The organism is Caulobacter sp. FV2ye17ST (assembly GCF_058680955.1).
This window is the reverse complement of sequence record NZ_CM178727.1, coordinates 1987088-2002569: the sequence shown is the minus strand read 5'-3', so window position 1 is coordinate 2002569 and position 15482 is coordinate 1987088. Positions and strand designations below refer to the sequence as shown.

The 15482-nt window shown below is 66.5% G+C and carries 12 protein-coding genes and 1 riboswitch; of the genes, 4 read left to right on the top strand and 8 right to left on the bottom strand.

Annotated elements, in window-relative coordinates; all coding sequences use genetic code 11:
• Positions 1 to 12: 12 nt before the first annotated feature.
• Both ACW17V_RS09745 and ACW17V_RS09740 read right to left on the bottom strand, forming a co-directional pair.
• On the bottom strand, positions 13 to 819 hold the full coding sequence (locus ACW17V_RS09745; protein ID WP_492108614.1) for a DUF4198 domain-containing protein: 807 nt from the start codon (positions 817 to 819) through the stop codon (positions 13 to 15).
• Positions 819 to 2036 carry a hypothetical protein gene (locus tag ACW17V_RS09740; RefSeq protein WP_492108613.1) on the bottom strand — a complete coding sequence of 406 codons (1218 nt, stop codon included), beginning with the start codon at positions 2034 to 2036 and terminating at the stop codon, positions 819 to 821. The genes ACW17V_RS09745 and ACW17V_RS09740 overlap by 1 nt, the downstream gene beginning before the upstream one ends.
• A 78-nt stretch (positions 2037 to 2114) precedes the next feature.
• On the opposite strand from ACW17V_RS09740, the gene ACW17V_RS09735 reads away from it, so the two are divergent.
• Entirely contained in the window at positions 2115 to 2588 is a 474-nt protein-coding gene (locus ACW17V_RS09735; protein ID WP_492108612.1) for a recombinase family protein, read from the top strand.
• Positions 2589 to 2733: 145 nt separating this feature from the next.
• On the opposite strand, the gene ACW17V_RS09730 is transcribed toward ACW17V_RS09735, so the two are convergent.
• The 4 genes from ACW17V_RS09730 to ACW17V_RS09715 form a co-directional block, all read right to left on the bottom strand.
• Positions 2734 to 4239: a CehA/McbA family metallohydrolase domain-containing protein gene (locus ACW17V_RS09730; protein ID WP_492108611.1), complete on the bottom strand. Its 1506-nt coding sequence runs from the start codon at positions 4237 to 4239 to the stop codon at positions 2734 to 2736.
• Between the two features lie 138 nt (positions 4240 to 4377).
• A complete protein-coding gene (locus tag ACW17V_RS09725) occupies positions 4378 to 7269 on the bottom strand; it encodes a TonB-dependent receptor (RefSeq protein WP_492108610.1) in 2892 nt (963 codons plus the stop codon).
• 111 nt (positions 7270 to 7380) lie between these two features.
• On the bottom strand, positions 7381 to 8307 hold the full coding sequence (locus ACW17V_RS09720) for a FecR family protein (protein ID WP_492108609.1): 927 nt from the start codon (positions 8305 to 8307) through the stop codon (positions 7381 to 7383).
• Positions 8304 to 8807 carry an RNA polymerase sigma factor gene (locus tag ACW17V_RS09715; RefSeq protein WP_492108608.1) on the bottom strand — a complete coding sequence of 168 codons (504 nt, stop codon included), beginning with the start codon at positions 8805 to 8807 and terminating at the stop codon, positions 8304 to 8306. The genes ACW17V_RS09720 and ACW17V_RS09715 overlap by 4 nt, the downstream gene beginning before the upstream one ends.
• Before the next feature lie 239 nt (positions 8808 to 9046).
• Here ACW17V_RS09715 and ACW17V_RS09710 point away from each other — a divergent pair, with 239 nt between their 5' ends.
• Positions 9047 to 9844: a transglutaminase-like domain-containing protein gene (locus ACW17V_RS09710; RefSeq protein WP_492108607.1), complete on the top strand. Its 798-nt coding sequence runs from the start codon at positions 9047 to 9049 to the stop codon at positions 9842 to 9844.
• Positions 9845 to 9880: 36 nt separating this feature from the next.
• Here ACW17V_RS09710 and ACW17V_RS09705 read toward each other — a convergent pair whose 3' ends face one another.
• On the bottom strand, positions 9881 to 11347 hold the full coding sequence (locus ACW17V_RS09705; protein WP_492108776.1) for a cobyric acid synthase: 1467 nt from the start codon (positions 11345 to 11347) through the stop codon (positions 9881 to 9883).
• A 77-nt stretch (positions 11348 to 11424) separates the two neighbouring features.
• A complete protein-coding gene (locus tag ACW17V_RS09700; protein ID WP_492108606.1) occupies positions 11425 to 13377 on the bottom strand; it encodes a TonB-dependent receptor plug domain-containing protein in 1953 nt (650 codons plus the stop codon).
• Positions 13378 to 13516: 139 nt separating this feature from the next.
• A riboswitch (cobalamin riboswitch) is annotated at positions 13517 to 13704 on the bottom strand.
• A 159-nt stretch (positions 13705 to 13863) separates the two neighbouring features.
• Between ACW17V_RS09700 and ACW17V_RS09695 the strand changes: the two genes are divergently transcribed.
• Positions 13864 to 14790: a glycerophosphodiester phosphodiesterase family protein gene (locus tag ACW17V_RS09695; protein WP_492108605.1), complete on the top strand. Its 927-nt coding sequence runs from the start codon at positions 13864 to 13866 to the stop codon at positions 14788 to 14790.
• Between the two features lie 130 nt (positions 14791 to 14920).
• Positions 14921 to 15415, top strand: a complete 495-nt coding sequence (locus tag ACW17V_RS09690) for a hypothetical protein (protein WP_492108604.1) — start codon at positions 14921 to 14923, stop codon at positions 15413 to 15415.
• Positions 15416 to 15482 lie beyond the last annotated feature (67 nt).

The following is a 15482-nucleotide window of genomic DNA, read 5'->3' as shown; positions in this document are numbered from 1 at the left end:
CTGTCATGATCTTTAGCGATCCGACTCGTTGCTGAAGCTCAGGCTCGAGAACGTGGTCTCGAAATCGACCTCGGCGGTCGGCGGAAGCGGCCGAGTCCACACCACGTTGAGCCTCCAGCGGGTCTGACGGGGCAGGACGAACAGCGCACGACCGGCGGCGTTGGTGCGGATCGCCGCGATCGGATGGCCGTCTTGCGCGAGGTCGGTGAGCTTGACCAAGGCGCCCGCGAGCGGGCGACCTTGCCAGTAAACCCGCACCGGAAGGCGCGTCGGATCTGACCAGGGATCGGCTTCCGGTACGATCTCCAGCGGCGCTCCCAATGGCGTAAGCGGCGGACGCCCGCCGCCCTCGCCGACGCGCACGAGGGTCTTGGCCACCCGGCCATAGCGTTCCGAGCTGTCGCGGTTGCTCACCCCTTCACGGCGGCGCGCTTCCAACGCGGGCGTCACCCCTTCGGCCTCGAGATAGTCATTGAAGCGAGCGGCGGGCAGCCGGCTTTCCGCTCGACTGTCCGTCCACAGCATAAGGACATAGAGACCCGCCGTTTGCAGGCGCAGCTGGCCATCATCGCCCCGGTCTCCCGGATGAAGGCTTTCCATGAGATCCAGCCGGCCATTCTGGCTGGCTGCGATGAAGCCGAGAATCCTGTCCTTCCGGATCGGAGAGCGGCGCTGATCAGGGCCATGACCGACCTGCAAGGTCAGCGGCGTCGCGACGCCTGCCCTCAAGAGGTGGTTTTGCGGCTGCAGCCAGAAGTCGTGCGCCTGCGCGAGGCTCGGCAGCAGGCACAGGGTGATAGCCAGATGACGAAGGCGCATCAGGGTTGGCCATGCGGCGAAGGCGGCGAAAGGAACGGAAAATCCGCATCCGACGAGGCTTTCTCATCCCGGCTCAAGCCGTCACTGATCGCCGTATAGTCTCCCGCGACAAGGAGCGAGCGGTACAGGTTCACCGCATTGTGGCTGGGCGCGCGGCCGCCACAGTCGCTGGCCGTGGACCATCCGGCGAGCGCCGCCGTCTCGACCGACATCAGGGTCGTGCAAATGTGGGCGGCGCTGTTCAGCCAGAGGCGATCGTCGGCCAGCATCCGCGCCAGGGCGCGATAGCGGTGCGGCTCGGTGCGCGGGCCGGCCAGAAGCTGGTTGCCACAGAGGCCGTCAAAGCCGTCATAGAGGGCTAGGCCCTTCTCGATCTCGGCGACGAAGCGCTCGCCGTCGGCGGGCGTTGCGGCGTTGTAGGCCTCTTTCAGCTGGCTGCTCTCGTCGCCGCCGGCGATCGTGCCTAGCAATGCGTTGCCCGTCAGCACCCTGCCCGCCCGATCGATCTGGCGTTCGCTGGAGGCTGTCGTGGCCCAAAGCGCTAGGATCGGTCCTCCGCGCGTGACAGCGCGCAGGTCGATTTCCGCGACGATGCTGGCCGGCGTCCATCCGGCGAGCAGGTTCTGCGGAGCCCCCCCGGCGGTGTGGGACCACTGATCGCGTATGGCCTCCACGGTCGCTGGGGCAAAGGCGGGACACCCCGCCGCGTCGGTGGCTGCGCCGGCCTGCAGCGCCTTGGCCGCGATATCGTAAGCCGCGCGCGTGCCGCGGACATTGTTGAAGAACGGATCATCGCGCAGGCCCGCGAAGACGCGGAAACGTCCGGATCGACTGACGAGGCCATGAGGGGTGTCGCCATGACCGCGCGCCAGATCGCGTCCGAGGCGGCATTCCGTCTCGCCCTTCTTAAAACGGCAGGATAGCGCCACGGCGGCGGTCGTCGCGCCGTAGCGCGGCCCACTTTCGATGTGGACGGCATAGGTCAGCCGATCGGAGAAATCGTGACCCACGATCGGCAGCGCCACGTTCAGTCTTCGCCCATCTGGCGAGATCCAGGCGTAGAGATCGCCGATATCGGCGCGCGGATCCGCGATGACGCGAGGCGTATCGAGATGATCCGAGGCCAAGGCGCCTTGCGCCGCGCCAACGAGAGCCAGGACGAAGGCGAGCGAGAGAACCGAGCGCATGGACTTCCAGAGGATGTTGGGACCCTCCATAGAAGTCTCCATCCCTGCGGCCGCCGCTGTCGAAATCTTTAGTCATCCACCGGCGGGTGGACTGCTGGCCACTTCGCCTTGGCCTTCACTAAACGGCCCAAGGGAAGCGAAGAGTCAGACCCAGGCCTGGGCAGCAAGCGCTACGAGCGCCCTCCGAAAGCGGACCCACCCAAGGCAGACCAGCGCCTCGATCTCCAGATCGACGCGTTGACTAAGGCTGGCTGCGAGAGGATTTTTACGGACCACGCCAGCGGCGGTCGTGGTGATCGCGTGGGCTTGGCCGACGCTCTTTCACATCTGCGCGCTGGCGACACCCTGGTGGTTTGGAAGCTTGATCGTCTCGGGCGCTCGGTGAGGCAGCTCGTCGACTTCACCTCTCAGCTTGAGGCTAGACGGACCCACTTCGCCAGCCTGACGGATGGCATTGACACGGGGTGCGAAACGCCTGGTCGCGGATCCAGAGATCAGCGGCGCGGAAGTCGCCCGTACGCTCGGCGTCGCTCGGTCCACGCTCTATCGATCCGTCGAGCGGCCCGCCGGCGTGGCCCGTAAACGCTACCGTCGTCCGTCGTCGAGTTTGGAGTCAGGAACCGCGCGATAGGAGCCAGTCGCGCGGCTTGGAGTCAGGATTTCGAGCCTAAGCGGTGATGTTGAGTTTCAGGGATAGGAGTCAGCGACACCGAGCGACCGGCTGGCCTCACTTCACCGAGATGAAGATCGGGTTGGCGTAGAACCATAGGTCCGACCAGGGATCTTCGCCCAGAGGATCGGGCTGCGGTTCGACCTCCGAACCATTCGTGCCACGAACCCGGACATAGTTTGAGCGGCGTACGTCCTTGAGCAGATAGACCATCGACAACACCTCGCCCTCGCGCGCCCAGGATGTAGGGGTAAAGCTGCGGACAACGTGGGTGGTGGGGTTGGCGTCAAGGGTGGGGTCGGCCGCCCGCCCCAAGATGTCGCCCTGGATCAGGTCAATACGCGCCACCTCTGGCGAGAACCCGCCAAAGTTCTTTCCCGACGGATCGCGCACGCGGATGACGACAACGACGTCGCTGCCCGACGGCACCTGCAGCTCTCCACCGATCTCGGCCTTGCGCGCGCCATCGGCGGTCATGGCGGTGACGTCGACCTCGGAGACCAGATCGCCCAGGGTCACGAACACCCGGCCGTTGCGCAGCCCGTCCAGCACATCATCATAGGTGCGGGCGGCCTTCACATAGGTCTTCGAGTATTCGCCGGGCCAGAAGTCGCTGCCGCCGTCGGTGTAGTGCCGGTGCGAGTCCGAGGTTGAGGTGATCCACCAGCGACGCCCCTCCCCCAGCATGGAATCCCAGAACCCACCCAGCCGCGCGGTCATCTGGTCGAAGCCGCCCATCGTCGGGGATCGCGAATAGCCGCCCCGGTCGCCCTTGGGATCCAGGGTCCCGTCACGCTTCAAGGTTGAAGCTTGATGCCCCGGCGCGCCTTCCATGCCCACGGCGACATCGGGCGCGGTGTCGTTCCAGTTGCGCAGCTCCCCCGGCGAGACCAGCCCATAGCGCCCTACCTCGGTGGCGCTGCGCGAGGGATGGTTGGCGATGACCACCGGCGGCTGCGGCAGCGCCTTCATGTGACGCAGCGCCTCCAGCATGAAGGCCTCCTCGTCGCGAGCGGGATCGGCTGGCCACGGCTCGCGGCGATTATATTGGCGCTCGATCCCGAAGAGCGCGTCCCGCTCGGCGGCGGAGCGCGGCAGGATCACGCTAGAGTGCTCAGCCGCGGGGGTGTCCAGTTCCATGCCCCAGAACTGCAGCACGCCGGGTGTCTCGCGCCGTGAGCGCACGAGTTCGGGATAGGCCTCGTCGCGGTTCAGCTTGGAGTGGTTGGGACCGCCGTGGTCCGTGGCGACCATCCAGGACAGCCCGTGCCTGACCGCCTCACGGGCATTGATGGTGATCGGATTGCTGGCGTCGCCGGCCTTGACCAGCACCGGCGGCTGACCCGGCTCGGCCGAGGGCCTCACCGATACGCTGAACCAGCTGTGCACGTGGTGGTCACCCGCCAGCCATGCCCTTTCCGACGGCCTGGCCGAACGGGCCGATCCTTGCTTGGGCGCGATCGGCTGGACGGCATGGCCGGGGTGGGCTGACACCTGAGCAGGCGCGGCCAAAAGCAGGCCAAGAGCAATGACGGCGGCGGCGTTCGGAGAGGTCTTGCGCATAGTCAAAGGCCTTAAAGGCAAAGTGCGACACTTCCGTCTCCAGTCCCCATCTGGCGGCGATCGGACGTATCGGCGACTGGAAGAAAAGCGACCCGCGCGACGGCGCGCGCGGGTCAGTCTAGGGGATCCTGAAAGGACTCAGAACTTGGCGCGCAGGCCCAGGCTCACGGTGCGGCCGTACTTGGTGTAGCCGCCGAACCAGCCGCCCTTGACGAACTGCCACTGGGCCGCGTCAGTCAGGTTCTGGGCCTCGACCGCCGCTGTGATCTGCGGCGTGATCTTGTAGCTGGCGCTGGCGTCGAGCGAGCCAAAGGCGCTGTCATTCAGCGCCGACAGCCCTGCCCCGCCGACGTCCTGAAGGACGTCGTCGACCCAGCTATAGCTGGCGCGGGCCGCGAAGCGGTCCTTTTCGTAGAAGCCCGTGAGGTTGAAGCTGTTCTTGGCGACGTTGACCATCTCGTCCTCAAGGGTCGGCGAATAGGTCGCTTCGGTATCGGTATAGGTATAGTTGGCCAGGAAACCCAGTCCGTCGAACGGCGCCGGCAAGCCCTTGAACAGGTGCTGATAGGCCAACTCCACACCCTTGATCGTCGCCTTGCCGCCATTGGTGGGAGAGGTCAGCTGATAGGTCTGGTTGTCGACGACGATGTTGGTCTTCTGGTTGTAAACGAAGGTGGTGATGTCCTTGTAGAAGGCGCCGGCGATCAGGGCGCTGCCGGGGGCAAAGTACCATTCCAGCGTGGCGTCGTACTGCCAGGCCTCGAACGGGCGAAGCTCGGGATTGCCGCCGACGGCGGTCAGCACGGTGCCCGACGAGTTCAGGGTAAGGCGCGGCGCCAGATCGGCCAGTGAAGGCCGGGTGATCACCTTGGCCGCCGCGACGTGGGCCTGCAGGGTCTCAGACAGCTCCAGTACGAAATTGGCCGAGGGCAGAACGTCGCTATAGGTCTTCTCATAGCGCACAGGGATGGCCGCCTTGCCGTTGTCGGCATGACCCGCCGAGACCTGCTTGGTCTGGGCCAGACGAACGCCGACCTGCCCCCGCAGCCCAGCGCCGAACAGCCTGGAGTCAATGTCGGTCAGCGCGTAGGCGGCGCCGATGTCTTCCGACACCTGGTAGGAATTGCGCTGGTCGGCGCGCGCCGTACCCTTCTGGGTTTTGTCGGCCAGGGTCCAGAATGCCGCCGGATCAGGCATGGCCCAGGTGGTGGGCAAGGTCCCGTCGACATCGCCCAGGAAGTCGCTGACCGGAAACGCCTCGAAATAGTCGGCGCCGAAGAACTTGCCGGCCAGGTTGGTGGTGTAGTTGATGTCGGCCCGATTGTAGTCGCGCGAGCGCTCGCGGTATTTCACGCCGAACTGGACGCGGGTCAGGGCCCCCCAAGAAACCGGCCGCTCGGCGTCGAACTGGATGGCGGTCTCATCGTCGGTGGAGTCGTTGACGCGCCATTCGATGCGACGGAACGGCAGCAGCGACGGATTGCTCAGATTGGCCGTCTCCAGCCCCACGCTGGGCACGGCGTCGTCGTCGGCCCTGGTCATGGCGAAGGACGTCCGGCCGATCGCGCCCAGCAGGCGTGTGCGGGTGATCGGGTTGGACGTTTCCGAATAGGCCCGCGCGTAGGCGACATCGGCGGTCAGGGTCCAATCTTCCAGCTTCTGACGGATCTTGCCGGCGACCATCAGGTTGTCATGGGCCAGGTCGCTGACCTCGCGACCGATCTGGGTGGTCGAGGTCACCGTGCCGCCGACCAGGACGTTGTCCTTGATCACCGCCGAGCCCGGGACCAGCGTCGCGACGCCCTGATCGACCGAATAGGTCAGCTCGTCATAGTGATCGTCCAGCTTGGTGTAGCTGGCGTCGAAGGTGACCTCCGTCTCCTCGCTCGGCCGATACTGGGCCGACAGCACCACGCCCTTGCGCTCGCGATCCTCCCGCTCGAGGGTCGGACGGATGGCGGTGGGATAGAGATTGATCCCCTGGGCGATCAGGCTCTTGCCCAGGGTCGTGGCCGGATCCGAATAGCTCCAGCCCACGCCGGTGATGCGATCCTGGCGCAGGGTGCGCTGGTCGAAGACCGCTGCGGCGAGCACGCCGAAGGTCTGGGCCTCATTCGTCCAGCTGACCAGGCCCGAGACGCGCGGATCTGTTTCGCCAGCCAGTTCAGGCCGGCTGGCCGTCGCGGACAGGGCCACGGTGCTGCGACCCAAGTCCAGCGGGCGGAAGGTCTTGATGTCGACCACCCCGCCGATCGCGCCTTCATCCAGCGAGGCCAGCGGCGTCTTGCCCACCTCGACGCCCGCGACCAGCTCGGACGGCAGGGTGTCGAAGCGGAATTGACGACCGCTCTGGCCGCTATCGCGCATGTTCTCGTTCACGGCGGCGCTGCGGCCGTTCAGGGTGACGATCTGGAAGTTGGGGCCCAGGCCCCGGACGCGCACAAACAGCCCCTCCCCCCGGTCTCGGGTGATGGCCACGCCCGGCACCCGCTGCAGGGCCTCGGCGATGTTGTTGGACGGGAACTTGCCGATATCCTCGGCCGATATGCCGTCTACCACGTTGATCGCCTTGCGCTTTTCCGAAAGCGCCCGGGCCAGCGAATTGGCGAACCCGCCCGTGACGACGATCTCCTCGACGGTGCTGGCCGCTTCCTGCGGCGCCTCGGCGTCGGACGCGTTGGCCTCGGCGCGGTTTGCCGAAGCGGTCGAGATTTTCTGGACGCCAGGTCGGAGAATGGCCGCGCCGCCATTGCGCACAAAGGTCAATCCAGTACCCCGCAGCAGCTGGGTAAGGCCGCTGTCGACGTTCAGTTCGCCGCTGACGCCGCCGGTGCGCTTGCCTGCCAGCAGAGCCGGATCGGCCAGCACCTGTAGTCCGGTGGCGCGCGAGAAGGCTGGGAGGGCGGAGGCCAGATCGCCGGCCGGAATGGCCAGGACGGGCTTGGACGCCGGGGCCGCCAAGGCTGGAACAGAGGTCAGCAGGGCGACGGCGGACGCCGCGCCAAGCCAGGCAAAGGTTTTGGAAGTCATCGCGTCATCCCCGAATTAGCGCGGCGCATTCGCCGGCTTCGGCGTTGAAGACGTCGGCCGTCCCCGATCCCGGACAGGGAATTTTGTGAAGTTTGCGCGACGCCCGGATTGTCAGCGGGACAACGCCAGGCTTCCGGCCTCTTCGCGCACCTGGAAACCATGCATCAGGGCGAGATTTCTGACCAAGGCCTCAGGCTGATCAAGGCGGAACCGACCCGCCACGCGGCGACGGCCAAGAACGGGATCGTCGATGACGATCGGCGTCGTCGAGGCGCGGTTGAGGCGTTCGACCAGTCGCGCCAGCGTCACGCCGTCGGTTTCCAGCCAGCCCGACCGCCAGTCTTCGGCCGATGGGTCGAAGGCCCGCGGACGGGAAAGGCGGCCTTCCTTGGCGAAGGCCTGTTGGCCGGGCGTGAGGTCGGTAGTGCGGCGGATCAGGCCCGCCGGCGCCAGGCGCACCTTGCCGCGATGCACCGACAGCTCCAGCTTGCCGTCGCCGCGCTCCAGGTCAAACGCCGTACCCAGCACCCGCGCCGAGCCCTCCGGAGCCCTGACCGTAAAGGGCCGTGCGGCGTCATGGACGACGTCGAAATAAGCCTCTCCCGTCACTAGGCGGACCTCGCGACGATGCTCGCCGATCCGCGCTTCCAGGGTGGTGGCGCCGTCGAGGGTCACTCTAGAGCCGTCGGCCAGGGCCACGGTGCGTATCCGGCCCGGCGCCGAATGAAAGGTCACTGGCTCGACGGACATAAGCTGCAGCTGGGGCCAGGCCAGAATCAGAGCGAAGGCGGAGGCCGCCAAGCCACCCGCCAGCGCCGCGATCGGCGCCCAGACCGGTCGCCGGATCGAACGGCGCTGGACATTGAGGGCCATGGCCTCGATCAGCGCCGCGTCGTGCGCCGTGGTCCAAAGCTGGTTGAAGGCGGTGCTATTGGCTGAGCCGGCGGCGCGCCAGGCGTCGAAATCCTGGTCGTCCTGCGCCTGGCGATCCAGGCGCCGCGCCACCCAGAGCGCCGCCTGTTGTCGAGACCGGCTCATGGGCGGCCTCCCGCGCGGCGCTCGGCCTTGGCCATTTCGCGATGAATCTGCTCCAGCGCCCGCACGACATGCTTCTCGACCGCCGCCTCGTTCATGTTCAGCTCGGCGGCGATCTGGCGGGTGGAGTGGCCATGCAGCCGCCGCCGGATGAAGACATCGCGCCGCAGGGGCGGCATGGCGTCCAACACCTTTCCGAACACCTCGACCTTCTGACGATGCATCAGGATCTGCTCCGCAGCGGGGGCCTCGCAGGGAATGTCGTCGTCCAGCGCCTCGACCGCCCGGCGGCTGCGATGGCGGAAGTGATCTCGGACGAGGTTGAGGGCAATCCGGTAGCCGAGCGCTGCTCGGTCCACGACGTCTCGCGCCCGCTCGTAGGTCATCAGGCGCAGAAGGGTTTCCTGCACCAGATCGTCGGCCGCGGCAGGGTCGCGCGTGCGGCGTACGATGAAGTGATAGAGGTCGTGACGCTGAGCGCGCAGGCTGGCGAGATCGGTCATCCGCGCCCACCATCGACGCGGGCGATCCCAAGAGAGACGGGCGCGCTTCTAGCCATCATCAGGCGGCGCTATCACGCGTTGATGACAGTTTTCACGATGCGCCGCCGGCTGAACAAGCTCCTCAGCCCAAGGCGCGGACCAGCGCCCACGACGGGACAAACATCGCCCGATCGAACGTGCTAGTCACGCGCCCGGCAACCCCCTCGCTGATGGCGCGTTGCTCGGCCCGGGAGATGCCTATGCGGTTCGAGATACAAGCGGCGCTGACCTATGATTTCGCGACGCCCTGCGAAGTTCTGCTGTTGGTCGAGGCGGCCCGGGGTTCTGACCAGACGATCCTGCTGGAGACCCTTCGTTTTTCACCCGAAGCTCACGTCGCCAGGCTCGACGATGCGGTGTCGGGCGAACGGCAGGTCGTGTTCGCGGCCAGCGGGCGGGTCCAGATCGACTATATGGCCCAGGTCGAGGTGGAGCCCCGGATCTCGCATCTGAACGGCGTGGCCGCCATGGCTATCCGCGATCTGCCGGGCGAGGCCCTGCCCTATCTTCGCGCCAGTCGCTATTGTCCCTCGGACCGGTTCGAGAGCTTTGTTGATCGGGAGTTCTCCGCCCTGACGGGCGGGGCCAAGGTCGAGGCGATCCTGGCCTGGATCGCCGATCACGTCGACTACAGGTCCGGCGTCAGCGACTCGGCCACGACGGCGCGCGACACGTTCGTCGATCGCGCCGGGGTTTGTCGGGACTTCGCGCACCTGGCCATCACCCTGTGCCGGGCGGCCGACATCCCCGCACGCGCCGTCAGCGCCTATGCCTGGAAACTGGAGCCCGCCGACCTGCATGCAGTGGCGGAGGTTTATCTGGGCGGCCGATGGCGTCTGATCGATCCCACGGGTAAAGCGCCAATCGACGGTCTGGTGCGCGTGGCGACCGGGCGCGACGCCGCCGACATCGCGTTCATGACCATTTTCGGCAGGGCCAATATGGTCGAGCAGAGCTTCGCGATTACCGAGCTTGGCCTTCAACGTCCGGCGGCGTGAGTTTCCGCGAACCTTGCCCAAGCGCTTCAGGCTGAGTCAGTCAGAACGCGGCGTTAGGCCGGCGATGGCCGACAGGGCTTCGATGTCGAAGGCGTCTTCCAGGGCGGCGGCGATCTCGTCCAGGGCGGCGTGGACACGGAGACTTTGGTCCAGACCATCCGAGGCGACGCCCAGCGTTTCCAGAAAGGCCCTGCGCGCCGCGCCCTGATTGAAAAGGCCATGGACATAGCAGCCCATGATCCGTCCGTCGGCCGACACCGCGCCATCCGTCGCGCCGCCATTCATCAGCAGCATCGGGCGCTCGACGCCCGTCGTCCGCCCGACGTGCATCTCGTAGCCTTCGAACCGCCCTTCCGCCCCCACCAGTCGGCCCGAGACCGGCGCCAGAACCTTGTCGCCGGTCAGGATGGTGTCGACCTCGAGCAGGCCCAGACCCTCGACACGCTCCGGCGGCCCCTCGACGCCGTCGGGATCGCTCAGGGTCTGGCCCAGCATCTGGTAGCCGCCACAGACACCCAGCACCCTCCCCCCGCGCCGGACATGGGCGGCAAGATCGATGTCCCAGCCTTGCGCGCGCAGGAAGGCCAGGTCCGCGAGCGTCGCCTTGGTGCCGGGTAGGATCACCAGATCCGCGTCGCCCGGCAGGGCCTGGCCAGGCGGTGCAAAGGCAAAATCAACGTCCGGTTCGACGCGCAAGGCGTCGAAATCGTCGAAATTGGCGATCCGCGACAGCAGGGGCGCGACGATCTTCAAACGCCGCCGCTCACCCGGCGTTGACCGGTCAAGGATCACGGCGTCTTCGGCGGGCAGCGACCGCGCGGAGGACAGCCAGGGCGCCATGCCCAGATCGGCCCAGCCCGTGCGCTTGACGATTTCTGCCCGCCCATCATCGAACAGGGAGGGATCACCTCTGAACTTGTTGATCAGGAAGCCCTTGATCATGGCGCGGTCCGACGCGTCGAGAACTGCGTGCGCGCCGACCAGAGCAGCGATGACATGGCCTCGATCGATGTCACCGACCAGAACCACCGGCACGTCGGCGGCGCGTGCAAAGCCCATATTGGCGATGTCGCCGGCGCGGAGATTGGTCTCGGCCGGGCTGCCAGCCCCCTCGACGATGACCAGGTCGCATTGCGCCTCGAGGCGACGGAAGCTCTCCAGCACGGTGTCGAGAAGCGCGCCCTTTTGCGCCTGATAGCCCCGCGCCTGCCAGGTTCCCGCCATCTTGCCCAGCACCACCAGCTGGGCGCCGACATCGCTCTGGGGCTTGAGCAGGACCGGATTCATGTCGACCGTCGGCGGCGTGCGACAGGCCATGGCCTGCAGCGCCTGGGCGCGGCCGATCTCCCCGCCGTCCGCCGTGACGGCCGCGTTGTTGGACATGTTCTGCGGCTTGAACGGCCGAACGCTCATACCACGGTTGGTGAACAGTCGGCAAAGACCCGCGACAAGCACGGACTTGCCGACATCGGATCCACACCCCTGAATCATCAAAGCGGCCAGGTCAGTCCTCCCACGAAGCGCCCGACGCGGAACACGGCGACCGTCCCCTTGAGACAGTCGCCGCGCAACGGTTGGCTCTAGAACCTGGCGCGAACGCCGATGAAGGCCCCGCGTCCAGGCGTCCCATAGGTCAGGATGGTCTGATAATCCTTGTCGAACGCGTTTTCGACCCGGCCATACACTTCAAGCCTGTCGTTGATCGGATAGGACGCTCGCAGATCAACCAGCGTGTAGCGGGCGACCGCGACGGTGTTGGCTTCGTTGTTGAACGTCTTGCCGACATGGCGCGCGGCGATCGTAGTGTTCAGGCCGACCGGCCAGCGATAGCTTGCCGACAGGTTGGCCAGGTTCTTCGGCCGGCGGGTCAACTGCCGGCCCGCATTGGCGCCCGAGGCGTTCTCGGACTCGGTATAGGTGTAGTTGCCGGCCAGGGTCAGACGGTCGGTCGCGTCGAACTGACCGATCAGCTCCAGCCCCTTGGCCTGCGTCTTCTGGATGTTCTTGTAGTAGCCCCACCGGAAGGCGCCGCCCGGGTTGCAGGGGGCGTCAGTCGCGCCGAACGAGCACGAGAAGAAGCGAATCTCGTTGCCAGCCTCGCGAGCGAACACCGTGGCCGACACCTTGGCCTTGCCGCCCAGAAGGCGTTGCTCGACCCCGGCGTCCCAGCTGTCGAACTCTTCGGGGCTCAGGTCCAGATTGCCGTATTCGCTATAGAGCTCGTAGAGGCCCGGGGCCCGGAAGCCTTGGCCAAAGCTGGCCCGCAGTACGGTATTGCCCTCGTTCAGCGCCCAGGCGGCCGAGACCTGGCCCAGGGTGTGGCGGCCATAGGTGTCGTGGTCTTCGTAACGCAGTCCGCCCGTCAGGGTCAGACCCGGAACGACCTCGGCCTGAAGCTGGCCATAGATGCTGTCGACGCCGACGCGGCCGGTGCGGAAGGCTGGATTGGGCGTTGTCAGGTTCGGCGAACGGGTTTCCATCCGCGACCGCTCGCTTTCCGCGCCGAACGAGGCCGTGAGCGTCTCGGTGACCGCGAAGGCTCCCTGATACTCCCAGCGCTTGTTCCTGCCGGTGGAATCGAACGTCAGCGGAACGGCGGGACGGGCCGGATTGAGGTTCTCGCGGGCGGTGTCGGTGTAGCCGTAGGCAATACGATTGGTCCAACGCCCGTCCAGCAGGGCGAAGTTCAGGCCGGTATAGATGACCAGTTCCTCGGTCCGGCCAAACTCGGCGGAGTCGGTGTTGAAGCCGTCGAAGTCGTTCTTGCCGCGCGAATAGACCGAGCGAACCTCGGCCGAGACGGCGTCGCTGAAGGCGAAGCGCACGCGCCCCGAAAGGCCGGTGTTCTGGTAACCGTCCTTCTCCTTGCCCGGCGCATAGGCGGAGAAACCGTCGGTGGTGTAGTAGCTGCCCGCCAGACGCCAGGTCAGGCGTTCGGCGACCCCGCTGGCGCCGGCGCGGATATAGGCGGTGTCGCGCGCGCCGCCCTCGACGCTGGCATTGCTTTCGAACGCTTTGGTCGGTTCGGCGGTGACCATGTTGACCACGCCGCCGATGGCCTGGCTGCCCCACAAGGTCGACTGGGCGCCGCGCAGCACCTCGATCCGCGAGACATCGCCGACCAGCAGGTTGCCGGAATTGTAGCCGCCCTGGGTCGAGGACGGATCGTTCAGCTTGACGCCGTCGATCAGCACGACGGTGTGCTGGGTCTCCGCGCCCCGGATATAGAGGCTGGTCGCCGATCCCGGCCCGCCATTACGGGCGAAGGTGACGCTGGGCGTCTGGGCCAGAAGCTCGACAGCCGTCGTGGCCTGGCTGACCTTGATGGCCTCCGGCGTCAGAACGGTGATGGAAGCGCCGACCTTCTCGATCGGTTGCACAGAGCGGGTGGCGGTGACCACCAGCTCGGCCAGGGCCGTGGCCCCGATCGTGCCGGCGACGTCGGTTTCAGGAGCCTTCTGCTCTTCGGCCATGGCGGCCCCGGAGATCAGGATGGTGGAGATTGCGCTGGAGCACAGAAGCGCTCGGATCATGGTCTTTCCCTTTGAATGACCCGCGCACGTCCTCAAGCCCCAAACGCAAGGAAGCGCCCACGGCGAGAGGCCGCGACGCGGCCTGACTGACATGTCGTTTCGCGGGAAATCCCGTTCGTTCGGCGCACCCCGGCCGGACGATGAACGACTGCGTCGGGCAGGTCTCCTGGCTCACGGGTCTAGGCTTGGCGCGTCGCCTTCCCAGGACCGAGGTCCCAGTGGCATGTGACGCGTAAGCTCGCCGCTTACAGTTGCGGGGGCAGCCGGGGTTTTGAACCCCGTTCCCTATTCATCCTCTTGCGAGGAACCTGACGCAAAATCAGCCCTATATGCTGCGCCGCACACCGTCAATGCAGAGGTTCCCCTCCGTCAGAAGCGGCGAGAGACGCGTCCATAGTCTTCAGATCAAGCGTTCATTGCCCACGGCGGCGGGCAGTCTGCTAGAGAGATCTTGTCTGACCGACTCTCGATTCCGGAGTGAATTGCATGCGTTTCCTCGCTCTTGGACTGACGGTTTCGATGTCGATCCTGGCCGGCTGCGCGACGCCGCCCGGCGCGCCTGATGCGGTTCCGCTGGCGGCCTTTTTCGACTGCGCCCGGGACCGGGGCGTCCTGGTTTCGGCTCACCGGGCGGTTCTGGACGAAACCACGCCGGAAAATTCCCTGGCCGGGATTCGCGCCACCGGAACGGCCATCCGCCCTGCCCTCCTCGAGATCGACGTGACAAGGACCAGGGACGGCGCTCTGGTGCTGATGCACGACGACACTCTGGATCGCACCACCACAGGCCGCGGCCGCGTCGCTGACAACACCCTGGCGCAGGTGCGCGCGGCGCGCCTCATCGACGGGGCCGGCAAGGTTACCGATGCGCCGCCTCCCACCTTGCGTGAGGCGCTGGATGCAGCGGGCGCGGTCGGCGCGATCGTGACGCTGGACTTCAAAAGCTCGGGCGCGGACGGCGATGTGCTCACCCGGCAGGTGATCGCCGAGACCCGCGCCGCGCACGCCCAAGGACGGGCGGTGCTGATCGTCTACAATGACGCCGACGCCTTGCGCCTGGCGACCCTGGCCCCCGAGATGATGATCTCCGTGCCCGTGTCCGGTCTGGATCATCTGGCCAGCTTGACCCGCGGGGGGCTGCAGGCCCATCGCATCCTGGCCTGGACGGGAACCCGCGCCGAAAACCCGACGCTGTGGGCCGATCTTCGGAAGGCTGGCGTGGAGCCGATGTTTGGCACCCTGGGCGCGCCCGGCCGGCGCGCGGACGACCGCTACGCGGCCGACGGCGATCCCAGCGAGTATGGCGATCTGGCCAGGGCCGGCGTCGCTGTGATCGGCACCGATACTCCCAGGGTCGTCAGGTCGGTGCTGGCGAAGGCCGTCACCGCGCCCGCGGCCTGCAAGGTTCACTGATCCTCGCCCGCAACGTCATCCCTGCTTGGAGACCCGAACAAACGTTTAGGACGGGCTCGACGGGCTCTGGCGTTTTAGTTCGGTTGGCCGCACAGTTTGGGACTGGGGGATCAGATCCGGAGTTCCGACGATGAAAATCTCACTTGTGATCCTGGCCTTGGGCGCGACGATCGCTGGCCCGGCCCTCGCCGCGCCCCAGGTCGCGACGGTTCGCGTCTCGATCGGCGCCGACCTGGCCAAGAAGACCCAGACCCTGGATGCGCGCGAATTCGACTACCTGACCCGCGAGCTCAAGCGCTCGGTCGAAAAGAGACTTGAGAGTTCAGGCGCCCTGGATCCGCAGGGCGGCGAGCTGGATCTCGTTATCGAGGACGCCAGACCCAATCGCCCCACGATGCGGGAAATGAGCGCCAAGCCTGGGCTCTCCTATCAAAGCTTCGGGGTCGGCGGGGCCCGGGTCAGCGGCGAATACCGGGCCGCCTCGGGCGCTCGCACGCCGGTGGCCTATAGCTGGTACGAAACCGATATTCGCTGGGCTCAGTACAATGGCACCTGGAGCGACGCCGACGAGGCGTTCGACAGACTGGCTGTCCGACTGGCCAAGGACGAGTTCGGCGCCCGCTAGCGCAGAATTAAAGGGCGGCCACGCCCAGTGAGTTCAAGAGGCGGGATACAACCCGCCGTGTACGGGA